We start from the raw sequence: 24,617 nt of genomic DNA on the forward strand, positions 1-24,617 counted from the left end.
TTTTTATTAACTTAAAAATGTTGTTACTTCAATATAATTCAGCCAGCAAGTCCGGTAAGCCCTCTTGCAGAAGACTTACCGGACAAACGAATGAGCATACCCGCTCATTTGCCACGTAAACAAGGCTTATTTTGTCTTTGCTTTATCCGCTTTTTCTTTCTTTAGCTTTGCCTGTTCCAACCAGTAGCAATGCGCCGCGCAGGCATGCAATTTATAATTCCGGTGAACATAGCCCTGGCTATGGCCCTTGGGATCTAAAATTTCACATCTTTCTGCATCTGCATTTTTTAACTGAAGGACAACTTCTCCATCGTTATTATAATAATCGCCGTTCTTTTTAGCCTTTCCCAGTTTGGTGCCGTCTGCACTGATCACATTGCCGTCTCTGTCGATGAAATATAATTTTTGCCCCTTATTGTTCCGGACAATATCATTCTTGTCGATATAGCCGAGTTTGGTGCCGCCGTGATCGTGCATCCCGCCCTTGGCATCGATGACCAATTTCCTGGTGCTGTCTTTTGAAGTTTGCGCCCAGGCATTAACAACAACACCCGTGGTCATTGTTAATATCAATAATAGAAAATACAGTTTTTTCATGATTTTTATTTTTTACGTTGATATAGTTTTTAATTAGTGCAATTTAGCTCGATTTTAGTTTTATTAGCGTGATTATCAGCAATCTAAAAAGTGATAATTATCATTTTATTCAATAATAAGGAGATAATGTTTCGTCATTTATGTCTATTTAACCCGACCTTCAAAGAGCATATTTATTATTCCATTTTCCCAGGCAATCTATCGGGTATATCCAGTCGTGCAACGCCGATGCGGTTATCCGCCATACCGTAATACACATCAAAGCGTTGCGGTTGTCCCAGGTCGTCGCGCCGGTCTATTCCTGTTGGGAATACTACGTTGGCGATCACCCCAACCTGTTCTTCAGGTAGATCCGGAGACAATACAGGGCTCGGCGACCTGTACAATATCCTTTCCGGATGTTCTTTATCCAGTATCATCAGCCCGGCAGCATACCGCAGCTCATGGGCATCATCTTTGGTGGGGCGCATATCGCTTACGCCATGATATAAGATGAGCCAGCCCAGTGGGGTTAACACCGGCGGCGTTCCCGCACCGATTTTAAGACTTTCCCAGGGTGCCGATGGGATCGCCAGCGGCTGATTGGACTCAAACCTTGCTAAATGCCTGGGTTTAGCCGGGTCCATTTTGATATGGCAATAGGATATCCAGATGCATTCATGGTGATCCCCTATTCTGCGGTTAATAGATTTCAGCATTGTATCTTCAGGCCTCGTGCCGGGAAAAAGTGGTCTGTGAAGCATAGCCATGGAGAGGTGGTTATGCTTGCTAAGCACCCCCATTGGAAAAATACAGGCGTCCTTGTTATCGATCCCGTTAAACCGAATTTTTTTATACGGTAAAAATTTCGCCAGGCCTAAACGTTCCCAGCGGATCAGGTCTGTTGATTGAGCCAGCGCAATACGGGGGCCATCTGCCGAAAAAGCAGTATAGGTCATCATATACCGCCCCAGTGTTTCGACAAAGGTTATACGGGGATCCTCACAACCGCCGCCTCCGGGACGTTTTTCATAATCCTCTTCCGGCTCCAGGGCAATGCCCAACCGGTCAACACCACAGGGGTCGCCCTTTTTGTCAAACTTGACCCGCGCGATCCCAATGCGGGAATAATTTCCCTTAGCCACCAGGCGGGGGAACAAATAAAGTGCTCCGTCAGGCCCGCGTACTGCGGCCGGATTGAGCACGCCCCCGATCTCCATATCATTACCCGGTTCGGGTACCATTATTGTGCCGAGGCGGCGTAATTTAAATGCGCTCATGATGATCCATTTGATGTTTAATCGCCCAACAGTTATTTTTTAACCCTTTTTATAAGCCATGATGATTTGTACCTCTCCAAAGAATGTCTTAAAATGCTCACTGATCGTGATCTTTTTAAAACCCGCCTCATTAATTAACCCCGGAAGCTGCCCTTTGGCGTTTGCTGCCGTTGATTCAAACCCGTCAAGGATCCTGATCATGTTAAATTTAAACCTTTGCCAGGCAGATGCTGAACGGCCAAAATCAGCTATGATCAGCTGCCCGCCGCTTTTTAAGATGCGATAGATTTCTTTTAGGATGACTGATTTTTGTGAACTATAAATATGATGAAATACGAGACAGGACACGATGTCAAAAGAAGCATCCTTAAATGGAAGTCTTTCCCCGTTATACCTGATCAGGTTAATATCGGCCATAGTCTTGCTCGTTCTCTCCTTAGCCCCGTTGAGAATGTCTATATCCACGTCAACACCCGAAATATTGGCTAAAGGATGGGCAGTTTTCAGCATTATGGTAAGCGTACCCGAACCGCAACCAAAGTCGAGAATGTCTGACGGCGTTGATACTTTTATTTCACTGATCAAAGCCGTTTTGATGGTTTCCTCCGGCATCGTAAGCTTTAGTAAACGATCATAAAACGGGGTTAACCAATTAAAGCTCAAGGCGGGAATAAATTTCGGTGCGGTTGGTGTATTGCTCATCTTTTTATTCATTAATAGGTGATTGTTAAACCGGCGCCTGCTCCCATATCACTATCGTAATGCGTTGAAAAGGAGAAATACTTAGTTACAATATACCGCAGCCCGGCAGCATATTCCTTATCGGTATTGATCATAATGTTAAAGCGAAGGCGTTGCGTCAGGGGGATGTCTTCGCGGCCTAACTGAAAGCGCAATTTACCGTTCGCGTCAATGCGCATATCAGCTACAAATAACATCGGCAGCGTATAGGCCAGGCCCGCAACCACTGTATGACGGTTTTCTTTGTTGCTAACCTGCCCGAAGAGGTTTTTGTAATCGCTGCCAAAAATATTCTTTTCATCAGGATTGAATTTTTTGTAATGATAGTCAAAGCCCACGTAAGGGAACAGCCATTGGTTCCTGCCTATATATCGGCCGAACGTCGTTTCGCTTTCGTACCCCATCATGGCATCCGTACCCAGGTGCCACATGGTAGTTGCTTTCCAGCGGGTACTGCCCAGCATCAACTGCCCGTCTGTGCCATTGCTTTCCAAACCGACCTTTCCCATCAGGTGAGGCATCTGGTCGTCCCAGAATAAACTGCGCTGTGCAAATTCCGGATCGGGAACATCCGGGTTAGGCGGGGAGTCACTGTAACTGAATATGCGGCCCATTCCGCTCATCATATGGTAAAGGATATGGCAATGAAAGAACCAGTCGCCCCCCGGTTCGTTAGCCGCAAATTCAATGGTGTCCCTTTCCATGGGCATAATATCGATCACATTCTTCATCGGGGCGTTCTCACCCTGCCCGTTCAGCACCCGGAAGTCATGCCCGTGCAAGTGCATCGGGTGCCGCATCATACTATTATTATATAAAATGATCCGCAAGTTTTCCCCTTTTTTGATCAGGATCTTATCAGACTCGGAAACGGTTTTGTTATCCAGCGTCCAAACGTAACGGTTCATATTGCCCGTCAGGTCGAACTTCAGCTCTTTCCAGGGCCCGTTTGACAGTGTTGTCTTATTCGGGTCGCGCAGCATGCTGTAATTAAGGGTGACCAGGTCTGCATTGGCCGTAGCCATATTCATGCCTGACATACTTTTATCAGTCGGTTCCTGCACGGCCGGCATAACTTTCTGTTCCTTTTTGGCGGGTTTTTCTTCACCGGTTATCTCCGGGTACATCACGGTATTCATATCCATGGTCTGGTTCTGCATTTTCATGCCGTCCATTTCAACCATATTGCCATTCATGTCCATCATGTCATTCATCATTTTCATCCCGGCGAAATACTTCAGCTTCGGCATCTTGCCGGCATAAACCTTATCACCCGTACCCAGCCAAAGTGATGCGGACCGGGTCCGGTCCTCAGGTGTCACCAGGAACTCATAACTCTTATTCTCGGGCAGCGTCACCACCACATCGTAAGTTTCCGAAACGGCCACGATCAGCCGGTCGACTTCGACGGGTACCACATCATTGCCATCGGTCGCGACCACGGTCATTTTACCGCCCGCATACTTGAGCCAAAAATAGGAGGATGCGCCGGCGTTGGCGATACGCAGTCTTACCTTATCACCCGCCTTAAATTGCGGTTGCTCACGCTGGTTTTTCCCGTTGATCAGGAACTGATCATAGTAAACATCGCTGACATCCATCGCATTCATTCGCTTCCATTCATTGTCTACCTTAGTTTTAAAATGACCGCTTTGGATGGCCTCCAGGTAACTTTGGGTTGTACCCTTTTTAATAGCGAACCAATCCGTGGCTGCATGCAGGCTGCGCTGTACCTCTTTGGGGCTCATATTGGTCCATTCACTTAAAACGAGCGGAATGGTGGGGATATCCCATTCCTCCCGTTTGTTCATGATAAAAGCGCCGTACATGCCGATTTGTTCCTGTAAGCCGGTATGGCTGTGATACCAGTGTGTGCCATGTTGTTTGATCGGGAACCTGTAAAGATGTGTTGCGCCTGGCTTGATAGGCATTTGCGTCAGGTTCGGAACGCCGTCATAACGGTTGGGCAGGAACAGCCCATGCCAGTGCAGGGAAGTCTCTTCTTTGAGTTTGTTGTGTACATAGATCTCTGCTGTATCGCCTTCGGTAAATGTAAGTGTGGGCATAGGGATACTACCATTGACCGCGATGGCCCTTTTCGGTTTTCCGCCGTAGGTCACCGTCGTGTCGGCAATATACAGGTCGTAACGCACGGTACGCGGAGGAAATTTAGCTGCGACAGTTTTAATAGGTTCCAAGTGGACCTTCGCTGCCGGGCCTGCTGGCATATCCATATCATCCATTTTTACGCCCTGTTTCGTGCTGTCCGTCACCGGCATCTTCATACCGTCCGGCATTTTCTTGATATTTGGCTGCTCTTTGACCAGTTTCATGCCGCATTTAGGACAATTCCCGGGTTGGGCTGCATGGATCTCAGGGTGCATCGGGCAGGTATAACTTACGGCCTTCGTCGCCGGATTTGTACTCATTGGCACATCATCCATCTGCATGCTTTTTTCCTTCACGGGCATGTTCCGGACGGCAGCTTTTTTAGGAACTGCCTTTGGCTTTTCTTTAACCAGCTTCATACCACATTTAGGGCAATTGCCCGGTTTGGTAGCGTGTATCTCCGGATGCATGGGGCAGGTATAGGTAATTGGCTGCTGTTTTTTCATATCCGCCATGGTTTGCATGTCGCTCTGCGCAAAAGCTATCTGCTTCAGGCAAAGTATCAGCACCGCAATCAGTATTTTCTTCATTTTTATTTTTCTACAGGCTATCCGACGTTTGTTTAACCCAGTTCATTAATTGTGCCTTTTCCGTTTGGGAAAGTATCGCGTTACGGTGCAGCAGCGTGTAGGAAGACAGCGGCATCGACCCCTCTTCCAGGCTTTGACCGATCGCACGCAGTTTGCTTCGTTGCTTTCGTGCCGTATAGGTTCCGAAAGTATTGAAGTTCAGTTCGGCCTTACCGTTCCTGACATGACGATCCATCATTAGCCTCACCGGCTGCAGTCGGGCATACCAGGGGTAATCGGTTTGGTCGCTGTGGCAGTCATAACAAGATCTTTTCAGGATCACGCTCACATTCGCAGGGATCTTATACACCCGGTCGATGGCATTGACAGCCGTGTTACCCGCCTCGTTATGGTCGCGCGGGATGAACTGAAGGGCGATCAACAGCAATGTACCGATACCCAGCAAAGGTTTTAGCAAGCGCTTCATGCCTTATTTGATTTCTTCTTTAATAGAACCGCAGGTCGGCATTTGAGCACCCAGGTATGGGTTTTTGATCGCTTCGGTTTCGCTCAGCCAGTTAGCCCCTTTGTTGTGGTTATACATCGGGCAATGATCAACGTACAAGGGTTGTCCGGCGCCAAGTAGTTTAACCAGGTCGACCATATCCTGGCTCAGCATCTCGAAATGCTCCCGCTGATGGGGTAAATTCCCAGCGCTTTTACCAATATGTTCAGCCATTTCTTTGGCATCACCTTCGATGTCAGCAAAAGATTTCTTTTGAGCTGCGTTCAAAGCGGTTTGATCAAATTCTGTGAAGCCTTGTGCAAGCGCTTTACCGGCTGTTGCCGCCTGGTTGCTGTTATCGGCGGCAAGCGCATTTTTTAATTGCAGGTAATTATCCAAAAGACCTTTTACCGCTGTTGCAGAGCGGCCTTCAGCGGCCGGTTTTTTTGTCGCGGAAGCCATCCCGGTGGAATCAGCAGAAGTGGCCGTAGCAGATTTATTGGCATTATTGCAGGCCAGCACGGTTAACGTGGTTGCCACAAATGCAGCTATAATGATCAGATTTTTCATAACGGAAAATTTAAGGGTAAGGGAATAGCCCTGCCAAACGAAGCCTATTCGCCAGCAGGGTCGTTCAATTTTGTCGGTAATTATTTATTCAGGGTTTCGCTCACCTTGCCGCAGGTCAGCATCTGGCTGCCGTAATACGGGTTTTTGATCGGCGCTTCTGCCGATAACCAGTAGCTCTTTTTCATCGGGCAGTAGTCATAATAAACAGCCTGGCCGGTCAGTTTGACCGCTTTGGCCAGTTTAAAGAAGTTAGCGGATAAATCGGCAAAATGCTCCCTTTGATGGGCGATATCCTTGCTTTCAGCGATATGCCTGGCATCGAGCGCCAATTTTTCCTGCAATGACATAAAAGCATTCATATCAGCCGCAGGCAATGATTTCATGTTCACAGCGCTCAATAGTTTGCCGAATTCGGCAGAACTGGCCGCAGCATCCTGGCTGCTGGAAGCAACAAGCGCGTTTTTTACGCTGTAATAAGAGGTCAGCAGTGGTGTCAACGGGCTTGGTTTAACATCCTGCGCGAAAAGTTGTTGGGTAATTGAGGTCGCGATCAGCGCGGCCATTAAAAGTATTTTTTTCATGATCTTTGAATTTGATTAAACAGTAATAGCAATAAAAGGGCATGGAAATGCCACGATAGGTTATACTATTGTTATCAGATCAGGAAACTCTGTATGACGACCCGGATATCTTTGTCCGGTGGCCGCTTTTTCTCCCCCGTAACCATCAATTTGGCTACGTAAAGACTGGTCGGGGCAGTAAGAAAAAAATCAATGGGCTTGCTGACGTAAGTAAACGAAGCAAGCGGTAATATATGATTGCCTGCCGGTACTTGTTTTGCCAGGGAAGCAAAGTTATTAACGGCACCCTGGCAACAGGTTTCGTTTGGAGCGAGGACGGCACTGCTGGCTATTTGTGCGTGAGTAACGGATTCGGTGGCGTGCCCATGTTCGTGATGTCCTGTCAGCTCGTGATGATCCTCATGCATCATATGCAAAGCACAACAGAACCCGGTAACCGTGTTCAGGAGGAATACAACCAGCAATATTAGCGCTTTACCTTTCATTACGATACAAACTTAAAAATTAACGCGGCGGCAGATTTATATAATTCCGTCATTTTTTTATATTTTGACGTGAAAGTTTTCAAATAGCTTTTCTTGCTATTTTCTGCATAATCGCATGGTCATCGCCGAATTTGCAAAGCGCATCACAATGCTGCCTCAAGTCTGAAAAGCAGATGTATTTCATCTCCATATTTCCCTGCCGGATCGATGGCCTGGAGAGCTGCATGATGACATCTTTTTCACGCTGGTCGGGAACCACCAGATAAAGTACTTCTTCCTTATTATTTAAGCTGCAGCTCAGATCGGTTAACCGCAGGATGCCGGAATAGATACTGGTGCTTTTTTCTACTTCAAACGCCGCGATCACTTTTGATGTGGCCTTTTGAAACCAGAGCACATCGATCAGCTTTACGGTATTCAGCACTTCCTTGTCCAGGTCCATCTGCGGAAAATCGGCCAGGGAGATGAAGCTGAACTTATTTCCACCCCACTCCCTGGAGCGATCGTTGGATGCGGCGATCACATCATATCCGAGGGAGTGCCCGATCTTTAGCAAATGATACTGCATTTCATTGTGTAGCTGTTCATCCGCAGTTTCCGTACTTTTTTCCTTGTGGCGCTTTTCGATAAGTTTTTCCAGCCGGTTACGCTCTATCTCTGACAAATACTCATCCTTGCCTAAAAGCAACTTTTGGGTACCGATCTCGAAAAGCAGGCCTGCAAAAGCACCGGTATCCAGGGAAAGTTCGTTACAGTGCTTCCGGTTAGTGTCCATAATAACTTCCCTGATCTTCAGATATTCGCTCCAGCTGCCTAACTTTTTTTTATCCTTAAACAGGTAATTAAATCCGTTGATGATCGCGGTGTTAAACGGCGGCATCCAGGTCGGGTGAAGAAAATACAGGATACTTGCCACGGCCGGTCCAAGGCCCTTTATTTTGAGCGCGTCCAGTTTTTCGATTTCTTTGATCACCTGTTCTTCGTTTTTGGCGTGGATACAGTTCTCCAGGAACTGCCCGAATGCGATCTTGTTCGCCTGGTTCTCATAAATGTCCGGGATCCTTAATTTGGGCTTCCAGTAAAACGGATGGGATGCGCCCTCGAATACCTGTTTTTGTTCTGTGATGCAGGAAAGTACGAATTCAAGCGATGTGCCTTTAAAGTCATTGCCGAAACGTTTGGTCTTGATGTCGTCAATGACCTGCAGTACTCCTCTGCGGATCGAGCGAAAAGCTTTTAAGCGTTCTTCGTTATTGATAAACCAGGTATTATATACCGATTCCTGGTCATTCTTGTATTGATTGATGATGGATTGCAGGTGTTCGCTCATTGCGGATAAAATTGAGGTATCCGCATAAAACGGATACCCTAAATAACAAGTTTAAATAGATAATAACAATAGGCCTAAAATAACCTTCGCTTTATAATTCTCTTAAGGCCAGGATGCGTCGGAGAATTTCTGTTACGAGCTCCTGGTCTCCAAGCGAGCCGCTGTCAATGTAAAACCGGGATTCATCTTGAACTACCATATGCGCGGCGATCGTCCCGTTGATTTGGATATCAAAACCAGCCCCGTTCTGTACGATCCCGATAACATCATCTTCCGGCCCAAAGAGAAAATAAGGCGAAATATTATACAAGGGATGTTGCATGATCGCGGCAAGCTGTTCATCGCTCATGTATAAGGCACTTTGGGGGTCGTTCAGGTCCCCTTCCCTAAGGACCGGGTGATTATCTGCCTCGTCAAACCATTCTTCAACATGTTCCTGAATGATGTTTACCAGCTGCGTAATTTCCATTTCGCAAAGTCCATCGCCTTCATAACGCCATTCGTAAAAATTTTCGTTCAAAAAACGGAGACTGCCTGCGAAGGCCATATAGGCATCTATATCCAGCTCCCGCGGTGGCGGCGCCAGGTCCTTGGGGATCATATGGAAAAGACGGAAAACGCCGGTTATACTGATCCGTCCGTTCACGCCGGGCTTAGTTTCCGGGACGATCTTTATTTCCGCAATGGTACCTGAGGGCTTGTGGATGTTGTAGACAATATGCTGATTCATACGACCTCCGGCTTTTTAAGGTTTACAAAAGCACAACCGCAGGTATCAGCCAACAAACAGGCGCGGTAAGTGAAGATCAAAAGTATTTTATCTCGGTCGATGCTGACCGGAACGAAATGCATATCCGGCACGCTCCCCGATTGGAAGAGTGCCGCATTTAAAATAAAATGTGGGTTCATCGTAATAATTCAAGCTAAAAATGAGATAATGGTTATCCTGGCCGGCGGGTTCCGGCAAAAGCTTGAATCAGATCAGAAGGGAACGGGATAATATGTAAATAGGGTAACTGGATAAAAAGGGCGGCCCGGTTGCTCTCGGCCAGCTAAGGACAGGCAAAGTGAACTCGGCACGATATACCTCCCACACCTTTTGACTTGGAATCACCCCTGTGACGATGTTTGTAAAATCGAAGACAGGATCGCGGCTGAAATTTTCACTGACTACGTAGCTGCCATGATGATAGCAGCAATGACAGTCTCCGCTCTTGCACAGTTCATCATTTTCTCCGCCTTCTTCCTCACTGCCGCTGTGTGCAGCTTGTTGTTGAATGGAAAAACGTTCGGCAAGCAGGTCAGTTGCACAATGAAGCGCACATGCATAAGCTCCCGTCGTCAACAGCAGGTAAAACGCGGTAATACATAAGGTGCATATCTTTCTCATTCGGCGAGCAGGCAATACGGGTTAAAGATAGTAGTTATTGATCAAATTCTTCCAGGTCACCGTTTTGATTGATAAAAGTTGGCAGGCAGCAAAATCTAGCCTGCCAACGGAGCGGTATTCTATAAAAGTTTAACGGAATCCTGTAAAGATGCAGCTGCGCGCTATACATAACTTTGTAGGCTAAACAGAGAAAGAATGTCACCTGCAACCATATACACCCAGACTTTTCCGGTTACCGGCATGACCTGTGCCGGCTGCGCATCGAGCGTCGAATCGATGCTTGGCGCCCAAAAAGGTGTTGAAAAAGCTGAAGTTAATTTTGCCACCCAGTCGGTAAAGGTAGCTTACCACCCGGACCTCATCCGGCCGGAAGGCTTGCAGCTTTCCGTACAGTCGGTTGGTTACGACCTGATCATTGACACGGAAAACGGGAAAGAAAAAAGCGAACAGGCACAACAGGCCCATTACCATGCGCTGAAGAAAAATATCATATGGGCCGCTGTCCTTACCCTGCCGGTTGTCCTGATCGGCATGTTTTTGATGGACATTCCTAATGCCAATTATATCATGCTGGTGCTGACCGCCCCTGTGCTGTTCATTGCGGGCAGGAATTTTTTTACCGGCGCATGGAAACAGGCGAAGCACGGCCGGGCGAATATGGATACGCTGGTAGCGATGAGTACCGGGATCGCCTTTTTATTCAGCGTGTTCAACACGGTATACCCGGAGTTCTGGCACCGGCAGGGCTTGCATCCGCACGTTTATTACGAGGCAGCATCGGTCGTGATCGTATTTATCATGCTGGGAAAATTGCTGGAAGAGCGGGCGAAATCTAACACCTCTTCCGCTATCAAAAAGCTGATCGGGCTACAGCCGAAGACGGTATTGCTGATTACGCCGGGAGGTGAAAAAATTACGCCTGTGGAGGGCGTAAAGATCGGCGACCTGCTACTGGTCCGTCCGGGGGAAAAGATCGCGGTAGATGGAATTGTTGAACAGGGCAGTTCTTACATAGACGAGAGCATGATCAGCGGTGAACCCGTTGCGGTGGAAAAAAAGACAGGGGACCGCGTTTTCGCAGGAACGATCAACCAAAAAGGCAGCTTTCGCTTTAGTGCAGAAAAGGTCGGCAGTGAAACTTTATTAGGGCAGATCATTAACCTGGTGCAGGAGGCGCAAGGCTCAAAAGCGCCGGTGCAACGCCTGGTCGATAAAATCGCCGGGGTATTTGTACCGATGGTGATGCTCATTGCACTGTTGACGTTAGGAACCTGGCTGCTGTTTGGCGGGCAGCAAGCCCTGACACACGGTCTTCTGGCGATGGTGACCGTACTGGTGATCGCCTGTCCCTGCGCGCTGGGACTAGCCACACCGACAGCTGTCATGGTCGGTATCGGCAAAGGAGCCGAGAACGGCATCCTGATCAAAGATGCTGAAGCGCTGGAGCTGGGATTTAAGGTGGACGCCATCGTCTTTGATAAGACCGGTACCATCACTGAGGGTAAACCCATGGTCACCGACCTGATCTGGGCAAAACAAGCGGCCGGTGAAAAGACTGCTTTAATGTCAATATTGTTTTCCCTGGAACAGCAGTCCGAACATCCGCTGGCGACCGCTATAGTCAACTACCTGAAGGAACAAAACATCCCCGCTGCGGCGTCGGGTTACTTCAACAGCCTGACAGGACGGGGCATTGAGGGCCTGTTCGATGGGCAGCCTTTTTTTGCCGGCAACCTTAAACTGGTGGAATCCCGCAAGACGATTGTGCCAGATGAACTTCGTGTTGCCGCAGAAGAGCTTTCCCGGACCGGGAAAACGGTGATCTTCTTTGGTTCCGGTTTAACGGCACTGGCCATTGTCGCCCTTCAGGACCGTGTAAAAAGCAGTTCCGCCAAAGCCATAGCGGAATTGAAAGCCAGCGGTATAGCCGTTTATATGCTTACGGGTGACCAGGCAGCCACTGCAGAGCATATCGGAAAGGCAGCCGGAATCGGCGATATCATCGCCGGCGCGATGCCGGCTGATAAAGCTGAGTTCATTAAGACTTTACAGCGCAAGGGAAAAATAGTGGCCATGGTGGGGGATGGCATCAACGACAGCCAGGCGCTGGCACAGGCAGACCTTTCTATCGCAATGGGACACGGCTCGGATATTGCCATGGATGTAGCCAAGATCACGCTCGTATCATCGGACCTGCTCCAGATCACGAAAGCCCTGAAATTGTCACGGCTGACGGTAAGGACGATCAGGCAGAATTTATTCTGGGCATTTATCTATAACCTGATCGGCATACCGCTGGCTGCCGGTATACTATACCCGGTGAACGGTTTTTTACTGAACCCGATGATCGCTGGTGCCGCAATGGCGCTAAGTTCGGTATCAGTGGTCAGCAACAGCCTGCGGCTTAAAATGTCAAAAATTACTTTTTAATTAAAAACACAAAAATGGAAACTTTAAAATTCAAGACCACCATCAAATGCGGTGGCTGCATAGCAACGGTTACCCCCGTTCTAAATCATTTAAGCGGGGTTGAAAAATGGGAAGTGGATACCGCAAACCCCGATAAGATCCTCACAATAGAGGCGGGCCCTGGTTTGGAGCCAAATGAGGTGATCGCCGCATTGGCAGCCAGCGGATACCGTGCGGAATCCATATAAATAAATCCCTCTCCGGGTAACCTCCTGAACCAAAGGCTTCAGGGGGTTATTTGATTATCCGGAAAATACACTAAATTTAAACAATTGTAACAGTTTAATGTACTATTAGTTAATGAGAAGATTCGGTGCTTTTACGCTGGCTGCGTTTTACCTGTTGTTGACAACAGGTATGTTCGTATGCTTGGTACATTGCGGCGCCGAATATTTTTTTGGAACACCCGGGCATGAATTAGTCGTTCATGAGGATGATGACGACGATGATCATGACCATGAAGCGGTGCCTTCCGCCGGACAGTATGATCAGCACAAAAAGGGAGAATCACACCACCATAAGAAATCCTGCGGGGAAGGCAAAGATTGCAGTTGCTGTAACCGGCACGACAACTATGTAGTTAAAGAAAACACTTCCGGATCACTCGAATTTCAATCGTTCGCCATCCAGGTCATCCTATTCCCGATACCTTACCAGGCATTGCCACCGGTACCCGGCGTATATGAGGCCAAAGTATCCTGGCTTAACGCGACCGGACCGCCTGGGGCGACGAGGCCTCCGCTATTTATTAAATACCGATCCCTTCTGATCTGATTCAAGCTTTGCCGCCTTCTGCGGCCTGAAGAATTATTGCCTTCACTTTTCTTTTAGCTTGAATAAAACATGACATTATATATTAAAAATATGGTTTGCGACCGCTGCATCATGGTCGTTAAACAACAGCTGGAAAACCTTGGGTTCCGGGTCGATTCCATTGTGCTGGGTAGCGCCGTTGTCCAGCCAGGACCGGATGCCATTCAATTAAGCGCCATTTCTTCCGCATTAAAACTGCTCGGCTTCGAGCTGATCGATAATGAAAAGGACCGTGTGGTACAACGCATCAAGGACCTGATCATAGAAAAGATACATCACAGCGACCTATCGGACAGCCACCTCAGCTTTTCGGACTACCTGTCTGATCAGCTGCATAAGGATTATACTTATCTCAGCCGGATGTTCTCGGAGTCGGAAGATACCACTATTGAAAAGTTTATTATTCAGCAAAAGATAGAAAAGGTCAAAGAACTGCTGGAGTATGGCGAACTCAATATAAACGAGATCGCCTGGAAGATGGGCTATAGCAGCAGCGCTCATTTGTCCGCGCAGTTCAAAACGATAACCGGGTTAACGCCAAGCCAGTTCAAAGCATCCGGGCACAGGCAGCGTAAAGCCATTGATAAAATTTAAAATCTATCGTCCTATGAAAAACTTAATGATCACCGCAGTCCTGCTTTTAGGGCTCACTTCTATCGTGTTCGCTCAAACCATGAACATGAATGATACGACGAAGGCCAAAAAAGATAAAAAAATGAACATGCCAATGAAGCATGACGGGATGAAAGGCATGAAAATGCCGGACACCACCAAAAAGGTAAAAAGCAAAAAAATGGGTATGCCAATGAACCATGACCATATGAAAGGCGTGAAGATGAAAGATTCTTCCATGTCGGGCATGGATATGGGCGGCATGAAAATGGATGATATGTCCATGAAAATGATGAGCAGTTCACAGTCGCTTAACTTGCCCATGACCAGGGACGGATCGGGTACCAGCTGGCTGCCGGATGCTTCGCCTATGTATGGTATAATGCTGAACAGCGGCAAATGGAGCTATATGCTGCATGGCAATATCGCCCTGCGTTATACCAAACAAGACCTTGGCAATAAGGGCAACCGGGGCGACGACAGGATCGATGCCCCCAACTGGTTCATGGGTATGGCGCAGCGTAAGGTGGGCACAAACGGCCTGCTGCATTTTAACCTGATGATGTCCCTCGACCGCCTGACGGAAGGCGGTGGCGGATATCCGCTCCTGTTCCAGACTGGTGAAAGCTGGAAAGGTTCTCCGCTGATCGATCATCAGCACCCACACGATCTTTTTTCCGAAGTATCAGCGAGCTATGCCTATGCCTTTTCCAAACAGACCGACCTGAGTATTTATGTAGGCTACCCCGGCGAGCCGGCGTTAGGCCCGGTGGCTTTTATGCACCGGCCCTCTGCGATGTCCGATCCGGATGCGCCGATCAGCCACCATTGGTCTGATGCGACGCATATCACTTTCGGGGTGGCGACCATCGGTTTCCGGTTCTATGATTTCAAGATCGAGGCCTCGTCTTTTACAGGCAGGGAACCTGATGAGAATCGTTATGACTTTGACAGGCCGCGATTTGATTCCTGGAGCGGACGTTTAAATTATAATCCTTCCGCCAATTGGGCGCTGCAGGTTTCCCACGGCTATCTCAAGAGCCCGGAGGAGCTGCACCCGGATGAAAATGTTTACCGTACTACGGCCTCGGCTACTTACAGCCTGCCTTTCGGCGATGAGAAAACGTTCAATGCGACAGCGCTGTGGGGCCTGAATAAAATACCGAACCACGCGGGCAATAATTCGGCCTTGCTTGAAGGAGACCTAAGACTGAAAAAGCTGGCGATCTATGGCCGTTACGAATTTGTGCAGAAGACCACGGAAGAACTGGTATTGAATCCTGCGATTTATGGCGATGATACCATTTTCCCGATCAATGCGATCACCCTTGGGCTGAATTACGACCTGTTTAAGATCGGTCCGCTGAACCTCGCCGCAGGGGGGCAACTGACTTATTATGCTGCCGGTAACAGACTCAACAGCCTGTATGGTAAAAATCCGATGGGCGGCGAGGTCTTCCTGCGGCTTTACCCCCGGATGATGAAAATGTAATATGTCTAAAATGAAGACCGGCGGGCTCGCTGCCGTCGGTCTTTCCTAAATAACTAAACCTTAACACGTATGAAAAACAAAGAAGAAACTAAACAAAAAATCATCAACGCGGTTGGTGAAATTTTTAAAGCCGAAGGCCGGGAAGGGTTGAATTACGCAAAGATCGCTGCCAGGGCGGGTGTGGACCGGGGACTGATCTACCGGTATTTTGGAAAAAACATTGATAAACTGGTTGAAGCCTATGTCGTGCAAAAAGACTACTGGTTAAAATTTGCGGAAAAGATAAATGCCGAAGTCAGCAAAAATACACACGAGAGCAGCAAGGAGCTGATCATTGACATTTTACTTAACCATTGGCGATACTTCTCAGTTGAAACAGAAATGCAGCAACTGATCTTATGGGAATTAACAGGGAAAAGCGATTTAATGAGAAGTATTCACAACACTAGAGAACTGATGGCCCAGCCGATCATAGAAATGGCGGAAGCGGAATTACAGCATAAAACCATCAAGTTTAAGCCCATTGCAGTCCTGTTATTAGGCGGCATATATTATGCCAATATTCACGCGCTGCATAACGGAAAAATCATTTGCGGAATGGATGTGAAATCAGAACAGGGACAGGCTGATATATTAGATGCAATTAAACAGATTATCGAATGGATTTATATGTACGGCAGCTAAGGTATCTCGAAATGTAATAAGATTGAAAGGTATGGTGGGCGGATTAACCGGACTGATCAGGTAGTAGAATTCCTTTGCAAACGGTCGTTAAGACATCGCACGGATCAACATTCATCGCCATCGCGATCTTATATAATTCTTCTACGGTTAGCCTCGTTGTGTTGCTATTTGAAAGTTGGGTCAACCTCGCTTTGCTGATACCTGAACGGCGGGATATTTCTGCCTTATTCACTGACTTCTTTGATAAAAATAATCCCAGCTCTGTCATTAATTTCTAAATCCTAAATAGTTATATAGAATTAATGTACACCTGTTTAATTAAATGAAATAATTATTTTGATTTTGGATAGATTTTCTATACACTTGTTTAGAAAATAGAAACACCATATGTTATGGTGATGCCCTCTTTTCTCCGGTATGAACCAGTAAAGCAGGTGATGGAACAAAAAATTTTGTCTAGCTCAGAAGAACTTTCGCTTTATATTAACACCATAGAGTCCTTTTTTAAACGGAATTTTCCAAAACTTGAAAAGGATAAGTTCTGGCCCTGGTTCCTGAAGATGCTGACAAACAAAGAATACGATATGAATAACCTGGCCACCCAGGAAACGGAGGAAATATTGTGTAAATTAAAGGAGCTGGGCGATCTGCTTTTTGATCCTCGAAAGGTTCACGACATCAATTGATTTCGGTCCCTGTTTAAACCGGGCGGGCTATGGTAAGCTTGAAATTCAGGTACAGCATATTTTCGGTTAACTTATTTTTCTACCTGGGAATTCTTGGCCTTTTCTTTTTTGCGGCAACCGGAGTTTTTTCAACTTTAGCATACCCGGGCGGGTCTGTTGCTTTTGTGGTAAAGACTTTCGACGCACCCCGTTTCGTGTCGTCGGCAATTCGTACACTGATCTTTCTTTCATCTATGGTTGCGCCGTCCAATGCCTTGATTGCTTGTTCCGCGCCGGCTCGATCGCTCATTTCGATAAATCCATATCCCTGGCTTTCGCCTGTTACCTTGTCAGTAATTATGGTTACTGTGTTTACGCTTCCATACCCCCTGAAAATTTCTGTTAGTTCCAGTTCTTCCATATCGCGAGGAATGCCAACGATAAAAAGTTTAATCATAATACCCAAATATAGCCATGATTTGCCAATCGGGATAATTACACCGCATGAACTGGTACAAATAATTTTTTTCGCATGTCACACTTTTTAATATAAAACGCAATTAAATTAGTTTAACACCTATTTTTCTATTAAGATGAAGCGCAACTTAACATATATACCCCTATTTATTCTAGTGTTTATGGCGGCAAGCACAAAGGCGCAGCCGCCCGTAAAAATTGCTGCGGGCGTTATTTATTTAAATGACGGCACATCGGCGCCAAATGAGAAGAAATATGCACCCTTTATAGATAGTCTGGAGCGGAACCTGAAATCGAATCCGAATGACACCACCAGCTTGTTTTACCGGTCTTTGTTGTATCTGCGCTTTAATAGCGTAGTAGCCATTCCCGATTTATCCAATAGCCAGGCCGCCAATAAATTGTTGCTGGCCAGGAGAATGGCTGACCGGGCGGATAGTTTAAGGATGCAAAGTTTTAATTTAAAAGTGCTGAGAGCTCAAATAGCCAAAGAATTAACAAACCGTTATGCGCCAATGGATCTGTGGCGTTTCACTGAAAAGCAAATAGCGGAACGGAAAAAGAAGTTCGAGTATTTTAAAGGATTGGCCAACGGTTATTATGATAAGCTGGCTTTGATTGACAAAGATAACGCTTACGATTATCAAAGGTTAAAGGTGAAATAATACCATTTGCGACATATTTAAACGGATAATAAGTCCTGCCAATTCCTATTCCTTTCTATGCATGGGCAACCAATGATGGCGAATTCAACAGCCGGTTTTATGCAACGATTACAACAGCGCACAAGTTTTACGCTTAGATAACAATCCATGCAGAAATTGACGCTAATTTCAGCTTTTATTATTTACACCTAATAATCATGAAAACCATAATTGCTGCCACAGACTATACTGAATTAGCCGAAAGCGCTGTAAACTATGCAGCCGCTGCAATAGCCGGGCTGAACAACTACCGGCTTATTTTATTCAATGATTTCACCATTCCCATACACGCGATGAGTGCTGCTGTTTCGGCAAATGAAGTGCAGGAATTGATAGATGAGAATAAAGTATTGCTGGAAGCAAAGGCTTTACTGCTTGCTCAGCAATACGGAATTGAAGTATTACCGGTGACTACGTTTTCGTTTGTGGCCGGTGCCATACAGGAATTGATAACTAAATACGCGCCCGAACTGATCGTTATGGGCATGGAAGAAAAAACGCTCGAACAGGAGCTTTTGGGAAATACGACAACTTCGGTGATCAAAAAGCTGCATGTGCCCGTCCTTGCTGTTCCTGCGAATGTAAAGTACAAGGGCTTAAAAAAAGTGCTATTTTCCTGTGACGTGGTGCATGGTGTATCCGGACAATTGTTGGAACGGATCAAAGAAATCGCCCTGGTCACCCAGGCTGAAGTGGAAATACTTTTAATTAATGAGACCGTGGAGGAATTAAAAGCAAAGGGGACAGATCTGGATGCTTTACGCCGCATTGATGAAGGACTGGAAGGTATTGACTATTATTATAAAAATATCAAATCGGATTCCATTATCCGGGGCATTGGCGGCGAGATAAAAAGAATGGATGCTGATTTGTTGATCATGGCTCCGCAGCAGCATGGATTTTGGGGTTCAATGGTACACCGGAGCAAAACACGCATTATGGCCTCGGGATTAAATATACCCTTGTTATCTTTTCCCGTCTGAATATCGCAGTAAATGATAATTGCTTTTCAATTTTAATAAGAAAGCAGATTTTTTTGGGATAATAACGGGTAATTAATGCGCGTGAATCGCTTGCAGCCTTTCCTTAAAAGAATTGGCGATAACTGCTTTTATAAAAGGCGAGGCATTCTGAAAGGTGGTATGTTCCTTTACGACCGGCAGGTCGAAATGAATCATTAACTTGGCGAAGCATTCATCAGCGAAAGAATTGGAGACAATGTCCACACCGGAAAAATCAAAAACGATCTTTTCCTTTTTTTCTATTCCCTGGATGATTTGTTTGCGCATAGCGGCCCCGGCCACCCGAGTGGAAAGCTGTTTGCCGATATGTGAAAACTCGATTCGCATCATTTTAATTTATACAAAAATACAAATAATTATTACCAAAGTTCATTATCCTCGCCAAAATACTTGTCAATGAAAAAGTCATAATCATCCGGCAGGGTGTGATGAGCAGGCATAATATCCTTATAATCTACCGGAACGTCGGTATTGATCCGGAGCGAAACTAAGGTTCCTTTATAAAAGTCACCTTCATGGATTTCATAATTTCCGTGGGTCGCCAGGAGGTAATGATTACCGGAATAGATTAGCAAGTCGCCGTCGTTTTTTAAGATGAATTGGGATGTTGCAAACAACCCGAAACCTAGTCCCTCACCATTCGTGACCCCGCGTTGAATACATAGATCAAGCGCTTCGGCTTCTGAGGCCTGTTTATATTTGCTTTCGGGATGGGTGGTCAGGGAATGATGGATACCATTCCCATGATCGCAAATGGTCAACCTGATCTCCTGCCTGTTTGGATAGTATTGCGCCGATACCCAGCCGCCGTTTAAGCCGGAATGCACAATAATGTTATCCATGATTTCCCCCAGACAATAAAACAGCAATTGTAAAACTTCTTTATTAATACCGCCATTTTGGTAAAGGATCATATTGAGTTCATCTTGTAAGGGATATAAGGTGTCCCGGTCAAACGACTTCAATTCGATAAACCTTCCTGCGTTGTTTCTTCGGATATAATTTTCTTGAAAGGGGACACCAATCAACGAGTAAAAGTTTATCCGGCTGGCGTAGGTGCTTTGCCCATGTATTGTAATTAATACTTCGATATCATTGGAGCGTAGGTGGTTGATGGCCGAAGCCACTATCAAAAGGCTGTCGGAATGCACCATGCTATTGGATAATGCAATGGTAAGATTAAGCGTATCACCTGGCATCAGTTGATAAGCTGGCGAAAGTATCCGGATGAGTTCGCGGTGAATGATCGGCTGAGTAAAGTTGATAGATAAGGTTAGTTCAGCCATAAGATGGAATTATTCGTTGTTGCTGACAAAGGTACTAAAACGAGCACCAGGTATCGGAGCCACTTGGAATTATCATCAATTGGACACCTCTTTTATTTATTTTCTTCATTGTCAGCAGCTTGCTTTTCGCCCAACAATCCGCTGATATCTCGTTTTTTATAATTCTTAGTTGCCTGTTTCTTTACAACTTTCCATATCAATTCTATATCAGTATTTGTAACGTCAGCGAGTTTTAACAAGTCATTAACAGTGAAATTTTCGGGAGCATTAAACTTAGTTACATAACCGTTATTTCCAATCCCTAATGCAGCAATCATTCCGGTCATATACATTTCACCGATCTCTGCCATAGTATTAACTTTCCCAGTTTCAAATCTTGATTGTATCGAAATTAATGTACTTTTTAATTTTGCGGGATTAACTCGGGGTTTCTTTGCCATAATAAAATATTCAACAGGCCCAAAAGTCCGACCGATAAGTTTAGGTGTTATTTAATAACATTGCTTTCCAAAATAAAAACATCAATTTAGTGTTAAAAAATTTGATTTTGATGTTTATTTATTTATTTTTGATGTGCAATAGCTCGCCAACGACGTATTTACAGTTGTAAATGATGTTATTTTAGCGAAATGCAGTTGTGAATTCTTTATACTGGCATTTGGATTTTGGATCTTGCTTTGAAAATGTAGGAATTTTTAGAGGTGCAAGGTGCAAGAGAAAAGTGCCCATTCATTATCTTTGTCGATAATGGTGGGCTCGCTCTTGTATGCACCTCGGCCTCCTACAGGCTTCAAAGCGTACTTGGGCGGGTTCCACTATTATTTAACCCTCCTCAAATAAACGATTTATAATTTCAAATGATATAACATTTGAAATATGAATCGTTTCCCAAATTACACCTATCAACTTAAAATCTGCGCACCTGAATAACTTTAGTTAAGAAATGGCAACCTTAGATCAGCCATTAGTTAATTTATTTCAGGTTGCCATTTTCTTATCTTTTTCTAAGCAGTAATTCTTTTAATGTCCAATTAAAACATTTATGAAAAAAACTATACTCATAATAGTACTGGCCACGCTTTGCCTAAATTTTCGAGCGCTGGCACAATCAAATATCCTCTTAACGGGCCGGGTAACAGACTCAATAGGTAAGCCATTGCCAAGCGCCACAATAAAAATTACAGCTTCTCAATTGTCAACAACTACAGATCGAAATGGCAACTTCTCAATGACTTCAAAAGTCCAGCAAGGAATATTAAGCATAAGCTTTGTAGGTTACAAATCACAGGAGGTCCAATTTTCAATAAATGAAAAAGGCCCTTTTAACATTCAACTCTATGAAGACTATAATACGCTTAACGAAGTAAGTGTTGTATCTACAGGTTATCAAACAATTCCAAAAGAAAGGGCAACGGGAAGTTTTGTTCAAATTGATAGTGCATTGATTAACCGTAAGATAAGTACAAATATTTTGGACAGAATAGATGGTGTAACAAGTGGTTTATTATTTAATAACAACGGCGCATTTCAATATGGGCAAAGCGAAATTGAAATACGGGGAAGAACCACACTATTTTCCAATCCTAATCCTCTAATTATAGTAGATAACTTTCCATATGATGGCGACCCCTCTAATATTAACCCGAATGACGTACAAAGCATCACAGTATTGAAAGATGCAGCCGCAGCCTCGGCATGGGGATCACGCAGCGGTAACGGAGTAATTGTAATAACTACAAAAAAAGGCAGGCTAAATAGTGGCCCTAACGTCTCTTTCAATATTAATACTACTATCGGTGCTAAACCAAATCTAAACTATCTTCCTCAATTAAGTTCTGCGCAATACATTGGGATAGAACAATATTTATTTAATCAGGGTGTATATGATAATGCCATTAGTACCGGTTATCAGGTTTTGTCGCCTGCTGTTCAAATTTTTTCAGCTTCGAGAAACGGCACATTATCTAAAACAGATTCTGCTTCACAGATTAATGCTTTAAAAGCTATTGACTCCCGTAACCAAGTGGCTAAATATTTTTACCGACCACGCGTTGAACAGCAGTACCAGGCAAGTATCAGCGGTGGCGGCTTAAACCAAAAGTATTTTGTTTCTATTGGTTATGATAAAAATATAAATAGCCAGGTTGGCAACAGCTACGACAGAATAAGCCTGAATACAAACAACACTTATTACTTTTTGAATAATAAGCTGGAATTATTCACCAATCTTGTTTATACAGGAAGCACCTCGAAATCTGCACCTACGTTAACGACTACGAATTATCCTTATGACCAACTCGCTGATGCGAAGGGCAATCCATTATTTATTGAAAATAATCTTAATATTCCATACGCAACGACCGCGGGGAATGCCGGTTTGCTAAATTGGTTATATAGTCCATTGCAAGAACTTAGAAGCGGGTATAGCAATTCGCAAAGCGATCTTACTGATTACAGGATCAATGCTTCATTAACTTACAAAATAATAAAAGGGCTGAAAGCGTCTGCACTATACAGCTACGAAAAGGGATTAACTGACTTTAACAATCTTAATCAGCTTCAGTCATATTATACCAGAAACTTAATTAATACATATACTCAAATCGATCCCATTTCAGGGGCGGTAACTTACCCAATACCATTAGGCGGAATCTTAAATAAGCGGAGCAATACGCTCTCTTCCAACAACGGTAGGTTTCAAATTGACTATGAAAACTCGTGGGGTAAAAATAATTTAACTGCAATCGCAGGTACTGAAATAAAAAATTATAATTCCTTTACCAACAGTTATACATTATACGGTTATAATTCAGAAACTGCTACCGACGCCAATCAGAGCGTAAACTTCAATACTTATTATCCTTTTTCGTATGGTTATAATAGTGCCTTAGTGCCTGCTAATACATCAGAATTAGGTAATACCAACCGATTTTTCTCTATATATTTTAATGGAGCTTACACCTATGATGAAAAGTACGTGTTATCTGCCAGCGCAAGAAAGGACGAGTCAAACCTATTCGGCGTTTCCGCAAATCAAAAAGGTGTGCCGCTTTGGAGCGCCGGACTTTCCTGGATTGTAAATAAAGAGAATTTTTACAACATTGACTGGCTGCCACAATTAAAGTTACGGGCGACCTATGGCTATACTGGAAATGTTAATACCAGCATATCTGCTTATCTTACCGCGATAAATATTCCTGGAGCTTCCCAAACCTATAATGCTTATTTTACTAATATTGTTAATCCGCCCAATCCTTCTTTAAAATGGGAAGTTGACCGAAATATTAATTTTGGTGTAGACTTCGTCACAAAGAACAATCGTATCAATGGAAGTATAGATTATTGGCGTAAAGGCGGCCTTGATTTGATTGGAAACAGCCCAATATCCCCTCAAACAGGTGTAACTACCTTTACGGGAAATTCTGCAAATACTTTAACTCAAGGTGTTGACTTACAAATCAATACAATTAACCTAAATGGAAAGTTAAAATGGCTTACAACCTTCCTATATAACTATGACAAAAACATAGTTACCGAGTACAAGGTCAGCAATGGAACAAATTATAATATTGTTTCAGCTAACTATATGAATCCTTTAGCGGGGTATCCTTATTACGCTGTTTTTAGTTACAAATACGAGGGATTAACTAACACAGGTGATCCGCAGGGGTTTTTAAACGGCAAAATAAGCACTGATTATACTGCAATTAGTAATTCAACGAACCGCTCTGAATTAGTTTACAATGGATCTGCAACACCTACGTCTTTTGGCAGCCTGAGAAATACTTTTATATACAATAGCTTCGACCTTTCTTTTAACATCATTTATAAACTCGGATATTATTTTAGAAGGACTTCCTTAAATAACGGCGTATTATATTCGGGAGGCCCTCAAAGCTACTTAATGGCCGATTACGGAAATAGATGGCAAAAACCCGGTGACGAAACACACACCAATGTACCAGCGTTAGTGTACCCTGATAATTTAGACCGAGATAATTTATATACCTATTCAAACATCTTAGTGGAAAGGGCTGATAACGTTCGCCTGCAAGATATTCGTTTTGGATACACCTTTAAAAACGTCAAGTATATCCATTTCCGCAATCTAAATTTATTCACCTATTTAAACAATATCGGTATCCTTTGGCGAGCCAATAAAGAACATATTGACCCCGATTATCCTTACAGCATTCCTGCTGTCAGAACCGTTTCATTTGGTCTTAAAGCAGATTTATAACACATTAACTTAAAAAA

At 44.7% G+C, this 24,617-nt stretch carries 27 protein-coding genes; 10 read left to right on the forward strand and 17 right to left on the reverse strand.

The genetic code is table 11. From position 1 onward, the window contains the following. Positions 1-126: 126 nt before the first annotated feature. The 12 genes from J3L18_RS26515 to J3L18_RS26570 all read right to left on the reverse strand — a co-directional run bounded on the left by J3L18_RS26515 (position 127) and on the right by J3L18_RS26570 (position 10,136). The gene (locus J3L18_RS26515) at positions 127-597 is read right to left on the reverse strand and encodes a 5-fold beta-flower protein (RefSeq protein WP_129568290.1); all 471 of its coding nucleotides are present in this window, start codon (positions 595-597) and stop codon (positions 127-129) included. A 176-nt stretch (positions 598-773) separates the two neighbouring features. Beyond that, on the reverse strand, positions 774-1,856 hold the full coding sequence (locus J3L18_RS26520) for a glycoside hydrolase family 130 protein (RefSeq protein WP_129568291.1): 1,083 nt from the start codon (positions 1,854-1,856) through the stop codon (positions 774-776). A 39-nt stretch (positions 1,857-1,895) separates the two neighbouring features. Continuing rightward, the gene (locus J3L18_RS26525) at positions 1,896-2,558 is read right to left on the reverse strand and encodes a class I SAM-dependent methyltransferase (protein ID WP_189549088.1); all 663 of its coding nucleotides are present in this window, start codon (positions 2,556-2,558) and stop codon (positions 1,896-1,898) included. An 11-nt stretch (positions 2,559-2,569) separates the two neighbouring features. Beyond that, complete coding sequence (locus J3L18_RS26530; RefSeq protein WP_129568293.1) at positions 2,570-5,296, reverse strand: multicopper oxidase domain-containing protein; 2,727 nt, start codon at positions 5,294-5,296, stop codon at positions 2,570-2,572. Positions 5,297-5,306: 10 nt separating this feature from the next. Continuing rightward, entirely contained in the window at positions 5,307-5,762 is a 456-nt protein-coding gene (locus J3L18_RS26535; protein ID WP_129568294.1) for a heme-binding domain-containing protein, read from the reverse strand. Positions 5,763-5,765: 3 nt separating this feature from the next. Continuing rightward, entirely contained in the window at positions 5,766-6,350 is a 585-nt protein-coding gene (locus tag J3L18_RS26540; RefSeq protein ID WP_129568295.1) for a DUF3347 domain-containing protein, read from the reverse strand. A gap of 80 nt (positions 6,351-6,430) precedes the next feature. Continuing rightward, positions 6,431-6,931, reverse strand: coding sequence for a DUF3347 domain-containing protein (locus J3L18_RS26545; protein ID WP_129568296.1), 501 nt, complete (start codon positions 6,929-6,931; stop codon positions 6,431-6,433). Positions 6,932-7,005: 74 nt separating this feature from the next. Next, positions 7,006-7,416: a hypothetical protein gene (locus J3L18_RS26550; protein ID WP_129568297.1), complete on the reverse strand. Its 411-nt coding sequence runs from the start codon at positions 7,414-7,416 to the stop codon at positions 7,006-7,008. Between the two features lie 79 nt (positions 7,417-7,495). Then, positions 7,496-8,746 (reverse strand): type II restriction enzyme NmeDI-related protein, encoded by a 1,251-nt coding sequence (locus J3L18_RS26555; RefSeq protein WP_129568298.1) that lies wholly within the window; start codon positions 8,744-8,746, stop codon positions 7,496-7,498. Between the two features lie 91 nt (positions 8,747-8,837). Beyond that, positions 8,838-9,392 (reverse strand): hypothetical protein, encoded by a 555-nt coding sequence (locus J3L18_RS26560; RefSeq protein WP_129568299.1) that lies wholly within the window; start codon positions 9,390-9,392, stop codon positions 8,838-8,840. A gap of 80 nt (positions 9,393-9,472) precedes the next feature. Then, complete coding sequence (locus J3L18_RS26565; protein ID WP_166091200.1) at positions 9,473-9,655, reverse strand: hypothetical protein; 183 nt, start codon at positions 9,653-9,655, stop codon at positions 9,473-9,475. Positions 9,656-9,722: 67 nt separating this feature from the next. Then, positions 9,723-10,136 (reverse strand): HYC_CC_PP family protein, encoded by a 414-nt coding sequence (locus J3L18_RS26570; protein WP_129568300.1) that lies wholly within the window; start codon positions 10,134-10,136, stop codon positions 9,723-9,725. 195 nt (positions 10,137-10,331) lie between these two features. On the opposite strand from J3L18_RS26570, the gene J3L18_RS26575 reads away from it, so the two are divergent. The 6 genes from J3L18_RS26575 to J3L18_RS26600 all read left to right on the forward strand — a co-directional run bounded on the left by J3L18_RS26575 (position 10,332) and on the right by J3L18_RS26600 (position 16,206). Then, positions 10,332-12,566, forward strand: coding sequence for a heavy metal translocating P-type ATPase (locus tag J3L18_RS26575; RefSeq protein WP_129568301.1), 2,235 nt, complete (start codon positions 10,332-10,334; stop codon positions 12,564-12,566). 14 nt (positions 12,567-12,580) lie between these two features. Beyond that, positions 12,581-12,793: a heavy-metal-associated domain-containing protein gene (locus tag J3L18_RS26580; protein ID WP_129568302.1), complete on the forward strand. Its 213-nt coding sequence runs from the start codon at positions 12,581-12,583 to the stop codon at positions 12,791-12,793. 112 nt (positions 12,794-12,905) lie between these two features. Continuing rightward, positions 12,906-13,379 (forward strand): HYC_CC_PP family protein, encoded by a 474-nt coding sequence (locus J3L18_RS26585; RefSeq protein WP_129568303.1) that lies wholly within the window; start codon positions 12,906-12,908, stop codon positions 13,377-13,379. A 69-nt stretch (positions 13,380-13,448) separates the two neighbouring features. Beyond that, a complete protein-coding gene (locus J3L18_RS26590) occupies positions 13,449-14,012 on the forward strand; it encodes a helix-turn-helix domain-containing protein (RefSeq protein WP_129568304.1) in 564 nt (187 codons plus the stop codon). Positions 14,013-14,025: 13 nt separating this feature from the next. Then, positions 14,026-15,522 (forward strand): hypothetical protein, encoded by a 1,497-nt coding sequence (locus tag J3L18_RS26595; RefSeq protein ID WP_129568305.1) that lies wholly within the window; start codon positions 14,026-14,028, stop codon positions 15,520-15,522. Between the two features lie 69 nt (positions 15,523-15,591). After that, complete coding sequence (locus J3L18_RS26600) at positions 15,592-16,206, forward strand: TetR/AcrR family transcriptional regulator (RefSeq protein WP_129568306.1); 615 nt, start codon at positions 15,592-15,594, stop codon at positions 16,204-16,206. Between the two features lie 43 nt (positions 16,207-16,249). Here J3L18_RS26600 and J3L18_RS26605 read toward each other — a convergent pair whose 3' ends face one another. Further along, on the reverse strand, positions 16,250-16,474 hold the full coding sequence (locus tag J3L18_RS26605; RefSeq protein ID WP_129568307.1) for a helix-turn-helix domain-containing protein: 225 nt from the start codon (positions 16,472-16,474) through the stop codon (positions 16,250-16,252). Between the two features lie 184 nt (positions 16,475-16,658). Between J3L18_RS26605 and J3L18_RS26610 the strand changes: the two genes are divergently transcribed. Continuing rightward, positions 16,659-16,892 carry a hypothetical protein gene (locus J3L18_RS26610; protein WP_129568308.1) on the forward strand — a complete coding sequence of 78 codons (234 nt, stop codon included), beginning with the start codon at positions 16,659-16,661 and terminating at the stop codon, positions 16,890-16,892. A 79-nt stretch (positions 16,893-16,971) separates the two neighbouring features. On the opposite strand, the gene J3L18_RS26615 is transcribed toward J3L18_RS26610, so the two are convergent. Continuing rightward, complete coding sequence (locus J3L18_RS26615) at positions 16,972-17,328, reverse strand: RNA recognition motif domain-containing protein (protein ID WP_129568309.1); 357 nt, start codon at positions 17,326-17,328, stop codon at positions 16,972-16,974. Between the two features lie 181 nt (positions 17,329-17,509). Between J3L18_RS26615 and J3L18_RS26620 the strand changes: the two genes are divergently transcribed. Beyond that, on the forward strand, positions 17,510-18,013 hold the full coding sequence (locus J3L18_RS26620) for a hypothetical protein (protein ID WP_129568310.1): 504 nt from the start codon (positions 17,510-17,512) through the stop codon (positions 18,011-18,013). Between the two features lie 197 nt (positions 18,014-18,210). Continuing rightward, the gene (locus J3L18_RS26625; RefSeq protein ID WP_129568311.1) at positions 18,211-19,035 is read left to right on the forward strand and encodes a universal stress protein; all 825 of its coding nucleotides are present in this window, start codon (positions 18,211-18,213) and stop codon (positions 19,033-19,035) included. A 72-nt stretch (positions 19,036-19,107) separates the two neighbouring features. On the opposite strand, the gene J3L18_RS26630 is transcribed toward J3L18_RS26625, so the two are convergent. The 3 genes from J3L18_RS26630 to J3L18_RS26640 all read right to left on the reverse strand — a co-directional run bounded on the left by J3L18_RS26630 (position 19,108) and on the right by J3L18_RS26640 (position 20,800). Then, positions 19,108-19,404, reverse strand: coding sequence for an STAS-like domain-containing protein (locus J3L18_RS26630; protein ID WP_129568312.1), 297 nt, complete (start codon positions 19,402-19,404; stop codon positions 19,108-19,110). Between the two features lie 29 nt (positions 19,405-19,433). Beyond that, positions 19,434-20,360 carry an ATP-binding protein gene (locus J3L18_RS26635; protein ID WP_129568313.1) on the reverse strand — a complete coding sequence of 309 codons (927 nt, stop codon included), beginning with the start codon at positions 20,358-20,360 and terminating at the stop codon, positions 19,434-19,436. 92 nt (positions 20,361-20,452) lie between these two features. Continuing rightward, positions 20,453-20,800, reverse strand: a complete 348-nt coding sequence (locus J3L18_RS26640) for a hypothetical protein (protein WP_129568314.1) — start codon at positions 20,798-20,800, stop codon at positions 20,453-20,455. A 602-nt stretch (positions 20,801-21,402) separates the two neighbouring features. Here J3L18_RS26640 and J3L18_RS26645 point away from each other — a divergent pair. Beyond that, positions 21,403-24,600, forward strand: a complete 3,198-nt coding sequence (locus J3L18_RS26645) for a SusC/RagA family TonB-linked outer membrane protein (protein ID WP_129568315.1) — start codon at positions 21,403-21,405, stop codon at positions 24,598-24,600. Positions 24,601-24,617: the final 17 nt, after the last annotated feature.

The sequence above is a fragment of the Mucilaginibacter gossypii genome, assembly GCF_017569325.2.
Lineage (GTDB): Bacteria > Bacteroidota > Bacteroidia > Sphingobacteriales > Sphingobacteriaceae > Mucilaginibacter > Mucilaginibacter gossypii.

Excerpts from the sequence above, each read along its gene's own strand:
- J3L18_RS26585 (WP_129568303.1), top strand. The coding sequence starts at position 12,906 with ATGAGAAGATTCGGTGCTTTTACGCTGGCTGCGTTTTACCTGTTGTTG.
- J3L18_RS26540 (WP_129568295.1), bottom strand. The coding sequence starts at position 6,350 with ATGAAAAATCTGATCATTATAGCTGCATTTGTGGCAACCACGTTAACC.
- J3L18_RS26565 (WP_166091200.1), bottom strand. The coding sequence starts at position 9,655 with ATGAACCCACATTTTATTTTAAATGCGGCACTCTTCCAATCGGGGAGC.
- J3L18_RS26520 (WP_129568291.1), bottom strand. The coding sequence starts at position 1,856 with ATGAGCGCATTTAAATTACGCCGCCTCGGCACAATAATGGTACCCGAA.
- J3L18_RS26580 (WP_129568302.1), top strand. The coding sequence starts at position 12,581 with ATGGAAACTTTAAAATTCAAGACCACCATCAAATGCGGTGGCTGCATA.
- J3L18_RS26625 (WP_129568311.1), top strand. The coding sequence starts at position 18,211 with ATGAAAACCATAATTGCTGCCACAGACTATACTGAATTAGCCGAAAGC.
- J3L18_RS26530 (WP_129568293.1), bottom strand. The coding sequence starts at position 5,296 with ATGAAGAAAATACTGATTGCGGTGCTGATACTTTGCCTGAAGCAGATA.
- J3L18_RS26550 (WP_129568297.1), bottom strand. The coding sequence starts at position 7,416 with ATGAAAGGTAAAGCGCTAATATTGCTGGTTGTATTCCTCCTGAACACG.
- J3L18_RS26635 (WP_129568313.1), bottom strand. The coding sequence starts at position 20,360 with ATGGCTGAACTAACCTTATCTATCAACTTTACTCAGCCGATCATTCAC.
- J3L18_RS26535 (WP_129568294.1), bottom strand. The coding sequence starts at position 5,762 with ATGAAGCGCTTGCTAAAACCTTTGCTGGGTATCGGTACATTGCTGTTG.
- J3L18_RS26545 (WP_129568296.1), bottom strand. The coding sequence starts at position 6,931 with ATGAAAAAAATACTTTTAATGGCCGCGCTGATCGCGACCTCAATTACC.
- J3L18_RS26575 (WP_129568301.1), top strand. The coding sequence starts at position 10,332 with ATGTCACCTGCAACCATATACACCCAGACTTTTCCGGTTACCGGCATG.
- J3L18_RS26630 (WP_129568312.1), bottom strand. The coding sequence starts at position 19,404 with ATGATGCGAATCGAGTTTTCACATATCGGCAAACAGCTTTCCACTCGG.
- J3L18_RS26615 (WP_129568309.1), bottom strand. The coding sequence starts at position 17,328 with ATGATTAAACTTTTTATCGTTGGCATTCCTCGCGATATGGAAGAACTG.
- J3L18_RS26605 (WP_129568307.1), bottom strand. The coding sequence starts at position 16,474 with ATGACAGAGCTGGGATTATTTTTATCAAAGAAGTCAGTGAATAAGGCA.
- J3L18_RS26595 (WP_129568305.1), top strand. The coding sequence starts at position 14,026 with ATGAAAAACTTAATGATCACCGCAGTCCTGCTTTTAGGGCTCACTTCT.
- J3L18_RS26525 (WP_189549088.1), bottom strand. The coding sequence starts at position 2,558 with ATGAGCAATACACCAACCGCACCGAAATTTATTCCCGCCTTGAGCTTT.
- J3L18_RS26645 (WP_129568315.1), top strand. The coding sequence starts at position 21,403 with ATGAAAAAAACTATACTCATAATAGTACTGGCCACGCTTTGCCTAAAT.
- J3L18_RS26515 (WP_129568290.1), bottom strand. The coding sequence starts at position 597 with ATGAAAAAACTGTATTTTCTATTATTGATATTAACAATGACCACGGGT.
- J3L18_RS26600 (WP_129568306.1), top strand. The coding sequence starts at position 15,592 with ATGAAAAACAAAGAAGAAACTAAACAAAAAATCATCAACGCGGTTGGT.
- J3L18_RS26640 (WP_129568314.1), bottom strand. The coding sequence starts at position 20,800 with ATGGCAAAGAAACCCCGAGTTAATCCCGCAAAATTAAAAAGTACATTA.
- J3L18_RS26555 (WP_129568298.1), bottom strand. The coding sequence starts at position 8,746 with ATGAGCGAACACCTGCAATCCATCATCAATCAATACAAGAATGACCAG.
- J3L18_RS26620 (WP_129568310.1), top strand. The coding sequence starts at position 17,510 with ATGGCGGCAAGCACAAAGGCGCAGCCGCCCGTAAAAATTGCTGCGGGC.
- J3L18_RS26590 (WP_129568304.1), top strand. The coding sequence starts at position 13,449 with ATGACATTATATATTAAAAATATGGTTTGCGACCGCTGCATCATGGTC.
- J3L18_RS26570 (WP_129568300.1), bottom strand. The coding sequence starts at position 10,136 with ATGAGAAAGATATGCACCTTATGTATTACCGCGTTTTACCTGCTGTTG.